This window comes from Rhizobium grahamii, assembly GCF_009498215.1.
Taxonomy (GTDB): Bacteria; Pseudomonadota; Alphaproteobacteria; order Rhizobiales; family Rhizobiaceae; genus Rhizobium; species Rhizobium grahamii_A.
The window spans coordinates 894,925-912,159 of sequence record NZ_CP043498.1 but is presented as its reverse complement, the minus strand read 5'-3'; the positions used below and the strand labels follow the sequence as shown (position 1 = coordinate 912,159).

Annotated in this window: 12 protein-coding genes; 1 reads left to right on the top strand and 11 read right to left on the bottom strand. The window is 58.7% G+C overall.

The features are described 5' to 3' along the window. Window positions 1–3 precede the first annotated feature (3 nt). The 8 genes from FZ934_RS04515 to rpsL all read right to left on the bottom strand — a co-directional run bounded on the left by FZ934_RS04515 (window position 4) and on the right by rpsL (window position 6,516). The gene (locus tag FZ934_RS04515; RefSeq protein ID WP_056820386.1) at window positions 4–297 is read right to left on the bottom strand and encodes a 50S ribosomal protein L23; all 294 of its coding nucleotides are present in this window, start codon (window positions 295–297) and stop codon (window positions 4–6) included. Then, a complete protein-coding gene (rplD, locus tag FZ934_RS04510) occupies window positions 294–914 on the bottom strand; it encodes a 50S ribosomal protein L4 (protein WP_153270099.1) in 621 nt (206 codons plus the stop codon). The genes FZ934_RS04515 and rplD overlap by 4 nt, the downstream gene beginning before the upstream one ends. A gap of 13 nt (window positions 915–927) precedes the next feature. Beyond that, a complete protein-coding gene (gene rplC / locus FZ934_RS04505) occupies window positions 928–1,569 on the bottom strand; it encodes a 50S ribosomal protein L3 (RefSeq protein WP_153270098.1) in 642 nt (213 codons plus the stop codon). A 34-nt stretch (window positions 1,570–1,603) separates the two neighbouring features. Further along, window positions 1,604–1,912, bottom strand: a complete 309-nt coding sequence (gene rpsJ, locus FZ934_RS04500; RefSeq protein ID WP_003547547.1) for a 30S ribosomal protein S10 — start codon at window positions 1,910–1,912, stop codon at window positions 1,604–1,606. 313 nt (window positions 1,913–2,225) lie between these two features. Continuing rightward, entirely contained in the window at window positions 2,226–3,401 is a 1,176-nt protein-coding gene (gene tuf, locus FZ934_RS04495; protein WP_153270086.1) for an elongation factor Tu, read from the bottom strand. 67 nt (window positions 3,402–3,468) lie between these two features. Further along, window positions 3,469–5,568, bottom strand: coding sequence for an elongation factor G (gene fusA / locus FZ934_RS04490; protein ID WP_153270097.1), 2,100 nt, complete (start codon window positions 5,566–5,568; stop codon window positions 3,469–3,471). A gap of 29 nt (window positions 5,569–5,597) precedes the next feature. After that, a complete protein-coding gene (gene rpsG, locus FZ934_RS04485; protein ID WP_113363774.1) occupies window positions 5,598–6,068 on the bottom strand; it encodes a 30S ribosomal protein S7 in 471 nt (156 codons plus the stop codon). Window positions 6,069–6,144: 76 nt separating this feature from the next. Next, a complete protein-coding gene (gene rpsL / locus FZ934_RS04480; protein ID WP_018902683.1) occupies window positions 6,145–6,516 on the bottom strand; it encodes a 30S ribosomal protein S12 in 372 nt (123 codons plus the stop codon). A gap of 485 nt (window positions 6,517–7,001) precedes the next feature. On the opposite strand from rpsL, the gene FZ934_RS04475 reads away from it, so the two are divergent. Then, complete coding sequence (locus FZ934_RS04475; protein ID WP_153270096.1) at window positions 7,002–7,295, top strand: transcriptional regulator; 294 nt, start codon at window positions 7,002–7,004, stop codon at window positions 7,293–7,295. Between the two features lie 7 nt (window positions 7,296–7,302). On the opposite strand, the gene FZ934_RS04470 is transcribed toward FZ934_RS04475, so the two are convergent. The 3 genes from FZ934_RS04470 to rpoB form a co-directional block, all read right to left on the bottom strand. After that, on the bottom strand, window positions 7,303–8,046 hold the full coding sequence (locus FZ934_RS04470) for a hypothetical protein (protein ID WP_153270095.1): 744 nt from the start codon (window positions 8,044–8,046) through the stop codon (window positions 7,303–7,305). Window positions 8,047–8,537: 491 nt separating this feature from the next. Beyond that, entirely contained in the window at window positions 8,538–12,749 is a 4,212-nt protein-coding gene (gene rpoC / locus FZ934_RS04465) for a DNA-directed RNA polymerase subunit beta' (protein WP_153270094.1), read from the bottom strand. Between the two features lie 188 nt (window positions 12,750–12,937). Then, complete coding sequence (gene rpoB / locus FZ934_RS04460) at window positions 12,938–17,074, bottom strand: DNA-directed RNA polymerase subunit beta (protein ID WP_153270093.1); 4,137 nt, start codon at window positions 17,072–17,074, stop codon at window positions 12,938–12,940. Between the last annotated feature and the right edge of the window lie 161 nt (window positions 17,075–17,235).

Here is a 17,235-nt window from a genome sequence, read left to right as displayed (position 1 = left end):
TCCTCAGAGACCGGTGGAGACGTCGATCGTCTGGCCTTCAGCCAGCGTCACGACAGCCTTCTTCACGTCCTTCTGCTTGCCGACAAAACCTTTGAAACGCTTGGTCTTGCCCTTGCGGAGCAGAGTGTTGACGGCCGTGACCTTGACGCCGAAGAGCGCCTCGACTGCAGCCTTGATTTCCGGCTTCGACGCCGTCTTGGCGACGTTGAAAACAACCTGGTTGTTTTCCGATACCAGCGTGGACTTTTCGGTGATCGCCGGCGAGACGATCACATCATAGTGGCGAAGATCGGTCACTTGAAACGCTCCTCTAGAGCTTCAACGGCAGCCTTGGAAAGCACGAGCTTGCCGCGGCGCACGATGTCATAAACGTTGATGCCCTGGATCGGCAGAACATCGATGTTCGGGATGTTCTGGGCTGCGAGCTTGAAGTTGCCATCAAGTTCAGCGCCGCCGATGAAGAGAGCGTTGGTCAGGCCGAGCGACGCGAAAGTCGAAGCCAGCGCCTTGGTCTTTGCTTCAGCAGCAACCAGGTTGTCGATGATGATGACATCATCGGACTTCAGCTTTGCCGAGAGAGCGAGACGCAGGCCGAGAGCGCGAACCTTCTTCGGAAGGTCGTGTTCGTGGCTGCGAGCAACCGGGCCGTGAGCCTTACCACCGCCGCGGAACTGCGGAGCGCGAGCCGAATGGTGACGAGCGCGGCCCGTACCCTTCTGCTTGTACATCTTGGCACCGGTACGCCATACGTCGGCGCGGCCCTTTGCCTGGTGAGTGCCCTGCTGCTTCTTGGCAAGCTGCCAGCGGATGACGCGGGCGAGAATGTCTTCGCGGGGCTCGAGGCCGAAAATCGCGTCAGAAAGAGAAACCTTCCCTGCGTCTTTTCCCTCGAGGGTCTTGACGTTGAATTCCATTGGTCTGGCTCCCTTACTTCGCGGCCGACTTGACGGCGTCGCGCACGATGATCCAGGCACCCTTGGAACCGGGTACTGCACCCTTGATCAGGATCAGACCGCGATCTTCATCGGTCGAAACCACTTCAAGGTTCTGAGTCGTTACGCGCGTCTGGCCCATGTGACCAGCCATCTTCTTGTTCTTGAAAACCTTGCCCGGATCCTGGCGCGAACCCGTCGAACCGTGCGAGCGGTGCGAAACCGACACACCGTGCGTGGCGCGGAGACCGCCGAAGCCGTGACGCTTCATGGCGCCGGCAAAGCCCTTACCAATCGTCGTACCCGTCACGTCGACGAGCTGACCAGCTGCGAAGTGACCGGCCTTAAGCTCGGTACCAACGTCAAGCAGGTTGTCTTCCGTAACGCGGAATTCCTGAAGCTTGGCCTTCGGCTCAACGTTGGCAACAGCAAAGTTACCGCGCATAGCCTTCGACGTATTCTTGACCTTCGCCGTGCCAGCACCGAGCTGTACCGCGACATAGCCATTCTTTTCAACAGTGCGCTGGGCTACAACCTGGCAGCCTTCCATACGCAGTACTGTCACCGGAACATGTTCGCCGGCGTCGTTGTAGACGCGGGTCATGCCGATCTTCTGTGCAATCACACCTGAACGCATCGGTTCAATCCTTCCAACTCAGCTCGAGCCAGGCTCAGAGCTTGATCTCAACATCGACACCAGCGGCGAGATCGAGCTTCATCAGCGCGTCTACCGTCTGCGGGGTCGGGTCAACGATGTCGAGGAGGCGCTTATGCGTGCGCATCTCGAACTGCTCGCGGCTCTTCTTGTCGATGTGCGGGGACCGGTTTACCGTAAACTTCTCGATGCGAGTCGGAAGCGGAACGGGGCCCCGGACGCTTGCGCCGGTGCGCTTCGCCGTCGACACGATCTCGCGCGTCGAAGCGTCGAGAATGCGGTGATCGAACGCCTTCAGGCGAATGCGGATATTTTGGCCGTTCATTCGACGTTATCCTTGTGTTTGTTATCCCGCGCGCCTTTTGGGCAGGCACGGGTTGTTCTTATTCCTAAGGCGGACCACCGGTTTCAAAGATCGATGGAGGCTGCGGGTTACCGAGCCCCTATCCAGTCTTCAGGCCTTTCAGCCCACCTTATTGTTTGTTGTAGTCACCCGATTCGATAAACGAAGCAGGGCGCAAACAGCGCTCGCGCGCCATGTGCAACATTTTCTTGTAATAAGCAAGCGGCCGAAGCCACTTGCTTCATAATATTGTCATCGAAGCGGCCACCCCGTTGAGAGTGGCCGTTTGCGAAGATTACTCGACGATCGAGGCGACGATGCCGGCGCCGACGGTACGGCCGCCTTCGCGGATAGCGAAGCGCAGCTTTTCTTCCATCGCGATCGGAACGATCAGCTCGACAGCAACGGTGACGTTGTCGCCAGGCATAACCATTTCCGTGCCTTCCGGCAGCGAGACGATACCGGTCACGTCAGTCGTACGGAAGTAGAACTGCGGACGGTAGTTGGTGAAGAACGGCGTATGACGGCCGCCTTCTTCCTTCGTCAGGATGTAGGCTTCGGCCATGAACTTCTTGTGCGGCTTGACAGAGCCCGGCTTGCACAGGATCTGACCACGCTCAACGCCGTCACGGTTAACACCGCGAACCAGAGCGCCGATGTTGTCGCCAGCCTGGCCCTGATCGAGCAGCTTGCGGAACATTTCAACGCCGGTAACCGTCGTCTTCGAGGTTGCGCGGATGCCGACGATTTCGACTTCTTCGCCAACCTTGACGATGCCACGCTCGACGCGGCCGGTCACAACCGTACCACGGCCAGAGATCGAGAACACGTCTTCGATCGGCATCAGGAACGGCTGGTCGATCGGGCGCTCAGGCGTCGGGATGTAGGCGTCAACAGCAGCCATCAGTTCGCGGATCGCGTCTTCGCCGATCTTCTTGTCCGAGTCTTCCAGAGCAGCAAGAGCCGAACCCTTGATGACCGGAATGTCGTCGCCCGGGAAGTCGTAGGACGACAGAAGTTCGCGAACTTCCAGCTCGACGAGCTCGAGAAGCTCGGCGTCGTCAACCTGGTCGACCTTGTTGAGGAACACGACGATCGCCGGAACGCCAACCTGACGAGCAAGCAGGATGTGCTCGCGGGTCTGCGGCATCGGGCCGTCAGCTGCCGAGCAAACCAGGATCGCGCCGTCCATCTGTGCGGCACCGGTGATCATGTTCTTGACGTAGTCGGCGTGGCCGGGGCAGTCAACGTGAGCATAGTGACGGTTCGGGGTCTCGTACTCGACGTGTGCCGTCGAGATGGTGATGCCGCGGGCCTTTTCTTCCGGAGCAGCGTCGATCTGGTCGTACGCCTTGAACTCGCCGAAGTACTTCGTGATCGCTGCCGTCAGAGACGTCTTGCCGTGGTCAACGTGGCCGATCGTGCCGATGTTAACGTGCGGCTTGTTGCGCTCAAACTTACTCTTTGCCATTTCGGCTCTCCATTCTTGCTAGTCCGCGAGGGACTTAATTCTTGTTATCGGTCAATTGGTATTCCGGTCACTTCTGACCGGAATACTTTGCCTGGATTTCCGTTGCGACGTTCGACGGGACCGGCGCGTAGTGATCGAAGGTCATCGTGTACTGAGCACGGCCCTGCGACATGGAGCGCAGGTTGTCGACGTACTTGAACATGTTCGCCAGCGGAACGTTGGCGGCGATAACGATTGCGATACCGCGCTGTTCCTGACCCTGGATCTGGCCACGACGGGAGTTCAGGTCGCCGATAACGTCGCCGACGTAGTCTTCCGGAGTGACAACTTCGACCTTCATCATCGGCTCGAGGAGCTGAGCACCGGCCTTCTTGGCTGCTTCACGGAAGCAAGCACGCGAAGCGATTTCGAACGCCAGGACCGACGAGTCAACGTCGTGGAAGGCACCGTCAACGAGCGTCGCCTTGACGCCGAGCATCGGGAAGCCAGCGAGCGGACCGGAAGACAGAACGCTTTCGATACCCTTCTGAACGCCCGGGATGTATTCCTTCGGAACAGCACCGCCGACGATCTTGGATTCGAACTTGAAGTCTTCGCCATCCGGGTTCGGTTCGAAGATGATCTTGACGCGTGCGAACTGACCGGTACCACCGGACTGCTTCTTGTGCGTGTAGTCTTCTTCGTGCTGACGCGTGATGGTTTCGCGGTAGGCAACCTGCGGCGCACCGACGGTTGCTTCAACCTTGAACTCGCGACGCATACGGTCGACGAGAATGTCGAGGTGAAGTTCGCCCATGCCGGCGATGATCGTCTGGCCAGATTCCTGGTCAGTCTTCACGCGGAAGGACGGATCCTCAGCTGCCAGACGGTTGAGCGCGAGGCCCATCTTTTCCTGGTCGCCCTTGGTCTTCGGCTCGATCGCGATCTGGATGACCGGCTCGGGGAATTCCATGCGCTCGAGGATAACCGGCTTCAGCGGATCGCAGAGCGTATCGCCAGTGGTGGTTTCCTTGAGACCGGCGAGAGCAACGATATCGCCTGCGAAGGCTTCTTCGATGTCTTCACGCGAGTTCGAGTGCATCTGCAGCATGCGGCCGACGCGCTCGCGCTTGTCCTTGACCGTGTTCATGACCGACGCGCCCTTTTCGAGCTTGCCGGAGTAGATGCGGGCGAAGGTGAGCGAACCGACGAAGGGGTCGTTCATGATCTTGAACGCGAGCATGGACAGCGGCTCGTTGTCGTCAGCATGACGCTCGATTTCAGCTTCCGTCTTGAAGTCGATGCCCTTGATCGCAGGGATGTCCATCGGCGACGGCAGGTAGTCAACAACTGCGTCGAGCAGCGGCTGAACGCCCTTGTTCTTGAAGGCGGTGCCGCAGAACATCGGATGGAACTTGACGTCGATCGTGCCGCGACGGACGAGCGCGCGGATCTGGTCGTTGTCGGGCATGGTGCCTTCGAGGTAGGCTTCCATCGCGGCTTCGTCGATCTCGACAACGGTCTCGATCAGCTTTTCGCGATATTCTTCAGCCTTGGCCTTCAGGTCATCAGGGATTTCGACGACGTCCCACTGAGCGCCGAGCGATTCGTCGCGCCAGATGAGAGCGTTCATCTCGATCAGGTCGACAACACCCTTGAATTCGCTTTCTGCACCGATCGGCAGCTGCATGACAACAGCCGTTGCACCGAGACGGGTCTTGATCATCTCGACCGAGCGGTAGAAGTCCGCACCGGTCTTGTCCATCTTGTTGCAGAAGATCATGCGCGGAACGTTGTACTTCTCAGCCTGACGCCAGACGGTTTCCGTCTGCGGCTCTACGCCGGCGTTGGCATCGAGAAGAGCAACAGCACCGTCGAGAACGCGCAGCGAACGCTCGACTTCGATGGTGAAGTCGACGTGGCCGGGGGTGTCGATGATGTTGAAGCGGCGCATCTTGCCGTCACGGCCCTTCCAGAAGGTCGTGGTGGCAGCGGAGGTGATCGTGATGCCACGCTCCTGCTCCTGCTCCATCCAGTCCATCGTGGCCGCGCCATCGTGCACTTCGCCGATCTTGTGCGACTTGCCGGTGTAGTAAAGGATACGCTCAGTCGTCGTCGTCTTGCCGGCGTCGATGTGCGCCATAATACCGAAATTACGGTAGTCTTCGATTTTATATTCGCGAGCCATAATGGACTGCCTTTCGAACCCGTTCGGGATTACCAGCGATAATGCGAGAACGCACGGTTGGCGTCAGCCATCTTGTGCGTGTCTTCGCGCTTCTTGACCGCGGAACCACGGTTGTTGGATGCATCGAGAAGCTCGCCCGACAGTCGGTCGATCATGGTCGTTTCGTTACGCTTGCGCGCAGCAGCGATCAGCCAGCGGATGGCCAGGGCCTGACGGCGCTCCGGGCGAACATCAACTGGAACCTGATAGGTAGCACCACCAACGCGGCGCGAACGGACTTCAACGTGCGGAGCAACGTTGTCCAGAGCCTGATGGAACACGCCGAGCGGCTCCTGCTTGGACTTGCCCTGTACGGAGTCAAATGCGCCGTAAACAATGCTTTCAGCGACGGACTTCTTGCCGTCAAGCATGATTGCATTCATGAACTTGGTGACGATGAGATCGCCGAACTTCGGGTCCGGGTTGATCTCGCGCTTTTCTGCTCTATGACGTCTGGACATACTTCTCGTCTCTTCGAATGTTAAGGCGCTCTACCACGCGGAGGACCTCGCGCAGCGCCGGGATTTCAAAACCGAATTACTTCGGACGCTTCGCACCGTACTTCGAACGGCGCTGCTTGCGGTTCTTGACACCCTGGGTATCGAGAACGCCGCGGATGATGTGGTAACGAACGCCCGGCAAGTCCTTTACGCGGCCGCCACGGATCATGACAACAGAGTGTTCCTGCAGGTTGTGACCTTCGCCAGGAATATAACCGATGACTTCAAAGCCATTGGTCAGACGGATCTTGGCGACCTTACGGAGAGCCGAGTTCGGCTTCTTCGGCGTCGTTGTGTAAACGCGTGTGCAAACACCGCGCTTCTGCGGGTTTTCCTGCAGTGCAGGAACTTTGTTACGCTTTACGTTTGGCTGGCGCGGCTTGCGGATCAGCTGGTTTACGGTAGGCATTCAACCATCCCTTACGTTTAAATCTCGAACCCTTGCGGGCGTAACTCACGCCGTCTCCGGCAAGATCACACGCGTGTCTCAATGCGCAAAACGTGGCCCGATCCGCTTTCACAGATGGACCACAGAAAGCAGAGGACGCATAAAGAAATGCGTCATGCGTACAGGCAACATATCTTCAACGTGCGTTTCGAACCTTGTTTGAGGTGATCTTCGAGGCGCGTCGCCCCGAATGGCCATGCCTCACATGGGTCCGGATGGCGCGGGTACTACTGGTTTCCCGCCGTCTCGTCAAGGCTGTTAACAAATAAACTTCGGCCAAACGCCTTGAAACCGGGCGTTTGAGGGCTCTTTCGGGCCTTCTAGGCGAATTCGCTGCAGCACGGCAAGATAAACTTGGGCAATGCAACAAAACCGGCTATGGAATCACTGATTACAGGGGCTAAGCCCATGAAATCAGATTCAAATCTCGAATCGAAGGACATCCGATGATCACTGCCCCCGACAACGACAACAATTCGGAAGGCCCGATGGTCTTCATCATCATCGGCAAGGGCTACGAGTCCGACAACAGCGAAGGCGTCGATCTTCACGTGATGCTCAGGGCCGCCGACGAAGACAGCGCGGTTCGCGAGGCTCTGAATGCGCTTGCTGAAGAGGGATTCATCGAAGCCGACCTCGATCAGATCGGCATGTTGACCGAAGTGCCGGCCGAGGAGCCGCACGCCTCCGCCTACCAGGGCGCCGTCGAAGGCGAAGTGGCGATCATCCGCTTCAGCTGATAAGCAATTAGGCCGAATCAGCCTGTTCGGGCGGCCAGATGCTCAGGTCGAATTCCGGAAACACGAAAGGCCGGTTAGTTTCTTGGCATAGCGAGATTATTAGGCTCGCCAAGATATCACGACCGGTCCGCACGTGCCGATGGAATTCGTCATGCTGGTTATAGGCAGGGAAGGGTTCTGTGTCGCCCCCTCTTACGATACCGAAGGGAAATTTCGATCCCAGAAGCAGAATCGGGAACATGAACTGCGTGATGATGTAAATTGTATTTACTGAAAAGTCCGCTTTGTCGCCCCAGGTACCAAGCCAGTTTTCATCCCTATACTTTCCCTTCAGTGGAATAGCGGCGAAGAGCCCGCCAACGAAGCTCGGATGGGTTGAACCCGATAGTATCGGGTTCGATCCTCTCCCCCAGTTCGCAAAAGTCTCTGTTATCGGCTGGCGTTCATGAGCAGCAATCGTTTTAAAGAAGTCTGCCCAAGCTGCGGTTATCCTCCGACGAAGCTTTCCGCCGCGTAGATGTGTTTGCCAGAATAATTGCGACGCTTCAGGCGTGTCACTTTTCACAAACTCGTCCGCAAAGGCTGGCTCATGCACGACGGCAACCAGAACCTCCATGTATTCTGCTACTGAACGGACAATCGTTCGCGCGGAACCGTCAAACCCCGCCAGGACGAGATGCCTTATTGCCGTCAGGTCGGAGATTATCTTGCTCAGAAGGACGACAATGGATTTTTCAAAATTTTTCATCATGCCGCGCTCTAGTCGGCCGGCGTGCACTACGACATCCAAGCTGATCAACCAGCTTATGCACTCGTCTAAAATTGCCACCCAAAGATCCACGTAAGGAAGGTCTATGCCGGCATTCCGTGAGAGCGAGTGACTTACTAGCTCCGGAACAGAAACGCCAGCCGCTCATTGTCACCAAGCGCTTCGCCTCGTTCATTCCAACGAGCCTTGAGATGACGCTCCAGATCGGCGCGCCTAAATATAGCGCTCCCGCTGTCGTCGCCCGCTGAGCGCTCGTTGTTTGACATCGGCCTCGTTGTTTCTGGAAGAGAGTCGCAAAACATCGTAACATTGCCGACTATTTGATATGTTTCAACCCACTTGAGCTCGCTAGATGCGACCAACGGTTCGTTCGGGCTATCGCCGGCATCAACGCGCCCGCATTGTTCTTCTCAAACAAAAAAGCCGCCCGGATCGCTCCGGGCGGCTTTTCAATTCTTGGACCAGACTGCCGATTACTCGGCAGCCGGGGCGCTTTCGCCTGCGAGGTCCTGCAGCATCGGCGTGGCAACATCGGCGCCCGTGCCCTTGCGGCGTTCTTCGAGGATCATCTCGTCGCGCGAGGTCGCGATACGGCGGATCTGAGTCATGGTGCCACCGGTACCGGCCGGGATGAGGCGGCCGACGATGACGTTTTCCTTCAGACCCTGCAGACCGTCGGTCTTGCCGGCGATCGCAGCTTCCGTGAGCACCTTCGTGGTTTCCTGGAAGGAAGCCGCGGAGATGAAGGACGGGGTCTGCAGCGACGCCTTGGTGATACCGAGCAGGACCGGATCGCCGTAAGCCGGCTTCTTGCCCTGTTCGATCAGCGCGTCGTTGACGTCTTCCAGCTCGATACGGTCGACGTTGTCGCCGACGATGTAGGTCGAGTCGCCCGCATCGGTGATTTCCACCTTCTGCAGCATCTGACGGACAATCACTTCGATGTGCTTGTCGTTGATAACAACGCCCTGGAGACGATAGACTTCCTGGATTTCGTTGACCAGGTACGAAGCCAGAGCTTCGACGCCCTTGATCGCCAGGATGTCGTGCGGAGCCGGGTTACCGTCGAGGATGTAGTCACCCTTTTCGATGTAGTCGCCTTCCTGAAGATGGAAGGGCTTGCCCTTCGGGATCAGGTATTCGACAGGCTCGACACCGTCTTCAGCCGGCTCGATGATGACGCGACGCTTGTTCTTGTAGTCGCGGCCGAGGCGGATCGTACCATCGATCTCAGCGATGATGGCGTGGTCCTTCGGACGACGAGCTTCGAACAGTTCGGCAACACGCGGCAGACCACCGGTGATGTCCTTGGTCTTGGCGCTTTCCAGCGGCGAACGTGCAAGCACGTCACCCTGCGAGACCTTCGTGCCCGGCTCTACCGACAGGATCGCATCGACAGAGAGCAGGAAGCGAGCGTCACCACCACGAGACAGCTTCATGACATTGCCGCTGGCATCCTTGATGACGATTGCCGGCTTGAGGTCCGAACCACGCGGGGTCGAACGCCAGTCGATAACCTGACGCTTGGTGATACCCGTGGATTCGTCGGTCGCTTCGAGAACCGAGAGACCGTCGACAACGTCTTCGAACTGAACGGTACCGGCTACTTCCGTCATCATCGGACGGGTGTAGGGGTCCCACTCTGCCAGACGCTGACCGCGCTTGACCTTGTCGCCTTCGTCGACGTGCAGCTTCGAGCCGTAAGCGACGCGCTGCGAGGAGCGCTCGACACCGCGTTCGTCCAGGATCTGGACGGTCATGTTACGGCCCATGGCGACAAGTACGCCATCCGAGTTGCGCAGAACGTTGCGGTTCTTCAGCTGGATCGTGCCTTCGTACGATGCTTCCAGGAACGACGAGTCAACCACGTTAGCCGTGCCACCAAGGTGGAACGTACGCATGGTGAGCTGCGTGCCCGGCTCGCCGATCGACTGAGCCGCAATAACGCCGACGGCTTCGCCCATGTTGACAGGCGTACCGCGTGCGAGGTCGCGACCGTAGCAGACCGAGCATACGCCCGTCTGGACTTCGCAGGTCAGTGCGGAGCGGATACGGATCGACTGGATACCAGCCTTTTCGATCTCGATGACATCGGGCTCAAGGATCATCTTGCCGGCGTCGACCAGACGCTCGCCGGTGATCGGATGATCGATATCATCAAGAGCCGTACGGCCGAGGATACGCGCGCCGAGCGACGCGACGACCTGACCAGCATCGACGATGGCAGTCATCGTAAGACCGGTGTCGGTGCCGCAATCGACCATGTTGACGATGCAATCCTGCGCGACGTCGACGAGACGACGGGTCAGGTAACCCGAGTTCGCCGTCTTCAGAGCCGTGTCTGCAAGACCCTTACGGGCACCGTGGGTCGAGTTGAAGTACTCGTTGACGGTCAGACCTTCCTTGAAGTTCGACGTGATCGGCGTCTCGATGATTTCGCCCGACGGCTTGGCCATGAGGCCGCGCATGCCGCCCAGCTGACGCATCTGGTTCGGAGAACCACGAGCACCCGAGTGCGACATCATGTAGATGGCATTCATCGGCTTCTGGCGGCCGGTGTTCGGATCGAACTCGACGGCCTTAATGCGGGCCATCATGTCTTCGGCGACCTTTTCGGTTGCCTTGCCCCAGGCGTCAACGACCTTGTTGTACTTCTCGCCCTGAGTGATCAGGCCGTCGTTGTACTGCTGCTCGTATTCCTTGACGAGGTTTTCGGTGTCGCCAACGATCTTCGCCTTGGTTTCCGGAATGATCATGTCGTCCTTACCGAACGAAATGCCGGCGCGGCAGGCATGCGTGAAGCCGAGCTGCATGATGCGGTCGCAGAAGATGACCGTGTCCTTCTGGCCGCAATGACGGTAGACCGTGTCGATCATCTTGGAGATGTTCTTCTTGGTCATTTCCTGGTTGCAGATGTCGAAGGTCACCTTGCCGTTCTTCGGCAGGAGTTCGCCGATAAGCAGACGGCCAGGCGTCGTTTCATAGATCTTCGAGTACGGCTTGCCGTCTTCGTCGATCGACTTGAAGCGACCGCGGATCTTGGAGTGCAGCGTCACGACCTTGGTCTCAAGCGCGTGATGCAGCTCGCCGAGGTCGGAGAAGGCCATGCCTTCGCCCGGCTCGTTCTGGTTCATGATCGCGAGGTAGTACAGGCCGAGAACCATGTCCTGTGAGGGAACGATGATCGGTGCACCGTTTGCCGGGTGCAGGATGTTGTTCGTCGACATCATCAGGACGCGGGCTTCGAGCTGGGCTTCGAGCGACAGCGGCACGTGAACGGCCATCTGGTCGCCGTCGAAGTCGGCATTGAAGGCCGTGCAGACGAGCGGGTGCAGCTGGATGGCCTTGCCTTCGACCAGGATCGGTTCGAAGGCCTGGATGCCCAGGCGGTGCAGCGTCGGTGCGCGGTTCAAGAGAACCGGATGCTCGCGGATGACCTCGTCGAGAATATCCCAGACTTCCGGCTTTTCCTTTTCAACCAGCTTCTTGGCCTGCTTGACGGTCGAGGAGTAACCCTTGGCGTCGAGGCGGGCGTAGATGAACGGCTTGAACAGTTCGAGCGCCATCTTCTTCGGCAGGCCGCACTGGTGCAGCTTCAGTTCCGGACCAGTCACGATGACCGAACGGCCGGAATAGTCGACGCGCTTGCCGAGAAGGTTCTGACGGAAGCGGCCCTGCTTGCCCTTGAGCATGTCGGACAGCGACTTCAGCGGACGCTTGTTGGCGCCGGTGATGACGCGGCCACGGCGGCCGTTGTCGAACAGCGCATCCACAGATTCCTGCAGCATGCGCTTTTCGTTGCGGATAATGATGCCCGGAGCGCGCAGTTCGATCAGGCGCTTCAGACGGTTGTTACGGTTGATGACGCGGCGGTACAGGTCGTTCAGGTCGGACGTCGCGAAACGGCCACCATCGAGCGGAACCAGCGGGCGCAGGTCCGGCGGGATGACCGGGACGACCTTCATGATCATCCATTCCGGACGGTTGCCCGACTCCATGAAGTTCTCGACGATCTTCAGGCGCTTCATCAGCTTCTTCTGCTTGAGATCCGACGTGGTGTCGGCCAGATCCGAGCGCAGGTCGCCCGCGATCTTCTCAAGGTTCATCGATGCAAGCATTTCGAAGATGGCTTCAGCGCCGATCATGGCGGTGAACTGATCTTCGCCGTACTCATCGACGGCAAGCATGTATTCTTCTTCCGTCAGGAGCTGGTGCTCCTTGAGCGCGGTGAGGCCCGGCTCGGTGACGATGTAGTGTTCGAAGTAGAGAACGCGCTCTACATCCTTCAGCGTCATGTCGAGCAGCGTCGAAATGCGCGAAGGAAGCGACTTCAGGAACCAGATGTGGGCAACGGGAGCGGCGAGCTCGATGTGGCCCATGCGCTCGCGGCGAACGCGCGACAGCGTGACTTCGACGCCGCACTTTTCGCAGATGATGCCCTTGTACTTCATGCGCTTGTACTTGCCGCACAAGCATTCGTAGTCCTTGATCGGTCCGAAGATGCGGGCGCAGAACAGACCATCGCGTTCAGGCTTGAACGTACGATAGTTGATCGTTTCCGGCTTCTTGATCTCACCATAAGACCAGGAGAGAATCTTCTCCGGAGACGCAATCGAGATCCGGATGGAATCGAAATTCTGCGCAGGCACCTGCGGATTGAAAAGATTCATGACCTCTTGGTTCATGCCTGTCTCCTTCATGGGCTTGAAGCCCTCAACTGCGATGGCAAGCGGCAAATTCCCGGGAGCCGCGCCATAGCGAAAAACGACTATAACCGCAAAATGCGGCAGAAACGTCCCTGCCCGGCCAACACGTTACGGGGCCCAGGCGGGAACGGTGTGCGCTGCATTACAGCGCACACCCTATCAAGTGGTTACTCTGCGGCGTCCGGCAGCTGGCCGGCCTGCTGTTCGTCAACCTTCGAGTTCTCGAGCTCGACCGACAGACCCAGCGAGCGCATTTCCTTGACGAGAACGTTGAAGCTTTCGGGAATACCCGCTTCGAACGTGTCGTCGCCACGGACAATGGCTTCGTAGACCTTCGTACGACCTGCGACGTCGTCGGACTTGACCGTGAGCATTTCCTGCAGCGTGTAAGCCGCACCGTATGCTTCCAGAGCCCAGACTTCCATTTCCCCGAAGCGCTGACCGCCGAACTGCGCCTTACCACCGAGCGGCTGCTGGGTGACGAGCGAGTAAGGACCGATCGAGCGAGCGTGGATCTTGTCGTCGACAAGGTGGTTCAGCTTGATCATGTACATGTAGCCGACGGTGACCTTGCGGTCGAAGGGCTCGCCAGTACGGCCGTCGTACAGAACCGACTGACCGGACTCATGCAGACCTGCCTTCTTCAGCATCGAGGCAACGTCGGGCTCATGCGCACCGTCGAAGACCGGCGTTGCGATCGAGACACCCCGGCGGGACTGCTCGGCCAGCTTGACGAGCGAATCGTCGTCGAAGTTGGCGACTTCGTCCTTTGCCTGCGACGCGTAGACTTCCGTCAACTCCGTCTTCAGGTCCGTGATGTCCATCGTCTTGCGGTATTCGTCGAGCAGCTCGCCGATCTTCTTACCCATGCCGGCGCAAGCCCAGGCAAGGTGGGTTTCGAGGATCTGGCCGACGTTCATGCGCGAAGGCACGCCCAGCGGGTTCAAGCAGATGTCGACATGCGTGCCGTCTTCCAGGAACGGCATGTCTTCAACAGGCACGATACGCGAGACAACGCCCTTGTTACCGTGACGGCCGGCCATCTTATCGCCCGGCTGGATCTTGCGCTTCACAGCGACGAAGACCTTGACCATCTTCATGACGCCAGGAGGCATTTCGTCGCCGCGCTGGACCTTCTCGACCTTGTCCATGAAGCGCTGTTCAAGGCGCGATTTGGACTCGTCGTACTGGCCACGCAGAGCTTCGAGCTCGCCCTGGGCCTTCTCGTCTTCGACGGCGAACATCCACCACTGCGAGCGGGGATATTCGGAGACGACGGAGTTCGAAAGCTCGGTGCCCTTCTTGAAGCCCTTCGGGCCGGCGATGGCGACCTGGCCACGCAGCATGTCGACCAGACGACCGTAGACGTTACGGTCGAGGATCGCCTGCTCGTCGTCGCGGTCCTTTGCAAGACGCTCGATCTCTTCGCGCTCGATAGCCATCGCGCGCTCATCCTTTTCAACGCCGTGGCGATTGAAAACGCGAACTTCGACGATCGTGCCGTAGGTGCCCGGAGGCATGCGCATCGAGGTGTCGCGAACGTCGGACGCCTTTTCACCGAAGATGGCGCGCAGAAGCTTTTCTTCCGGCGTCATCGGGCTTTCGCCCTTCGGCGTGATCTTGCCGACGAGGATGTCGCCCGGCTGAACTTCAGCACCGATGTAGACGATACCGGCTTCGTCGAGGTTCTTCAGAGCTTCTTCCGAAACGTTCGGAATGTCGCGCGTGATTTCTTCCGGACCAAGCTTGGTGTCGCGGGCCATCACTTCGAATTCTTCGATATGGATGGAGGTGAACACGTCGTCAGCGACGATGCGTTCCGACATCAGGATCGAGTCTTCGTAGTTGTAACCGTTCCACGGCATGAACGCGACGAGCGCGTTGCGGCCGAGTGCCAGGTCGCCCAGGTCCGTCGACGGGCCGTCGGCGAGGATGTCGCCGCGGTTGACAACGTCACCGACGGTTACCAGCGGACGCTGGTTGACGCAGGTGTTCTGGTTCGAACGCTGGAACTTCTGCAGGCGGTAGATATCGACGCCGGACTTGCCAGCTTCGAGGTCTTCCGTCGCACGGATAACGATACGCGTCGCGTCGACCTGGTCGACCACGCCGGTGCGGCGGGCACCGATAGCAGCGCCGGAGTCGCGGGCAACGATCGGCTCCATGCCGGTGCCGACGAACGGAGCTTCAGCACGCAGCAGAGGCACGGCCTGACGCTGCATGTTCGAGCCCATGAGAGCGCGGTTGGCGTCGTCGTTTTCCAGGAACGGGATGAGAGCCGCAGCAACCGAAACGACCTGCTTCGGCGAAACGTCCATCAGGTTCATGCTGTCGCGCGGAGCGAGCATAACTTCGCCAGCGTGACGGCAGACGACGAACTCGTCGGTGAACGAGCCATCGGCGCCAAGTTCGGCGTTCGCCTGAGCAACGTAGTACTTCGCCTCTTCCATGGCGGAGAGGTAAAGAACGTCGTTCGTAACCTTGCCATCAACGATGCGGCGGTACGGCGATTCAATGAAGCCGTACTTGTTGACGCGGGCGAAGGTCGCGAGCGAGTTGATCAGACCGATGTTCGGGCCTTCCGGCGTTTCGATCGGGCAAATACGGCCGTAGTGGGTCGGATGAACGTCGCGGACTTCGAAGCCCGCGCGCTCGCGGGTCAGACCACCCGGGCCAAGTGCCGAAAGACGGCGCTTGTGGGTGATTTCCGAAAGCGGGTTCACCTGGTCCATGAACTGCGACAGCTGCGAGGAGCCGAAGAACTCGCGGACGGCAGCGGCTGCCGGCTTTGCGTTGATCAGGTCCTGCGGCATCACCGTATCGATTTCGATCGAGGACATACGTTCCTTGATCGCGCGCTCCATGCGGAGCAGGCCGAGACGGTACTGGTTTTCCATCAGTTCGCCGACAGAGCGAACGCGACGGTTGCCGAGGTTGTCGATGTCGTCGATTTCGCCCTTACCGTCGCGCAGTTCGACCAGCATCTTGACCACAGCCAGGATGTCGTCCTTGCGCAGGATACGGACAGTATCTTCGACGTCGAGGTCGAGACGCATGTTCATCTTCACGCGGCCAACGGCGGAGAGATCGTAACGCTCCGCATCGAAGAACAGCGAGTTGAACATGGCTTCGGCCGAGTCCATCGTCGGCGGTTCACCCGGACGCATGACACGGTAGATGTCGAACAGAGCGTCCTGACGGTTCTCATTCTTGTCCGCGGTCAGCGTGTTGCGGATGTAGGCGCCGACGTTGATGTGGTCGATACCGAGAACCGGAATCTCGTCGAAACCGTGCTGCAGGATAACAGGCAGCGTCTTTTCGTCGATTTCGTCGCCGGCCTCGAGATAGATTTCACCCGTCGAGTAGTTGACGATGTCTTCGGCGAGGAAGTTGCCGTACAGGTCTTCGTCGGTTGCCTTCAGAGCCTTCAGGCCCTTGTCAGCGAGCTGGCGGAGCAGACGCGGGGTCAGCTTCTTGCCGGCTTCGACGACAACTTCGCCGGTGTCGGCGTCAACCATTTCGGTGATCGCCTTGGCACCCTTGAGGGTTTCAGGCTTGAACGGAATGCGCCAGCCCTTGCCGTCGCGCTGATAGTCGGACTTCGTGTAGAAGGTCGACAGGATTTCTTCGCCGTCCATGCCGAGGGCCATCAGCAGCGAGGTCACAGGGATCTTGCGGCGACGGTCGATACGAGCGTAGACGATGTCCTTGGCGTCGAACTCGATGTCGAGCCAGGAACCGCGATACGGGATGACGCGGGCAGCGAAGAGCAGCTTGCCGGAAGAATGGCTCTTGCCCTTGTCGTGATCGAAGAACACGCCCGGCGAACGGTGCATCTGAGACACGATAACGCGCTCGGTGCCGTTGACGATGAACGTACCGTTGTTGGTCATGAGCGGCATGTCGCCCATGTAGACGGACTGTTCCTTGATGTCCTTGATGGACTTCGCGCCCGTATCCTCATCGATATCGAACACGATCAGACGAAGCGTAACCTTCAGCGGCGCGGCGTAGGTCAGGTCGCGCTGGCGGCATTCATCGACGTCGAACTTCGGCGGCTCGAATTCGTAGGACACGAATTCCAGCATGGAGGCGCCCGAGAAATCCGTGATCGGGAAAACGGACTTGAAAACTGCCTGAAGGCCCTCGTCAGGGCGACCGCCCTTGGGCTCTTCAACCATCAAAAACTGGTCGTAAGACGCCTTCTGAACCTCGATGAGGTTCGGCATCTCTGCGACTTCTGGGATTTTACCGAAAAACTTGCGTACGCGCCTACGACCATTGAACGAAAGGGTCTGAGCCATCGTCGCTCCTTCAAAATTGCATCCGGGCCTGCAACGGACGGGAACCGATGGCCAGTCGACCCCGTCAATCAATGTGTACTTCAATCTCGTCTCACTTCCCGAAATACGAGGCCGGATTGCCTTCGCGTCTCGGTTCGAGACCATCCTCTTGAAGAACCCAT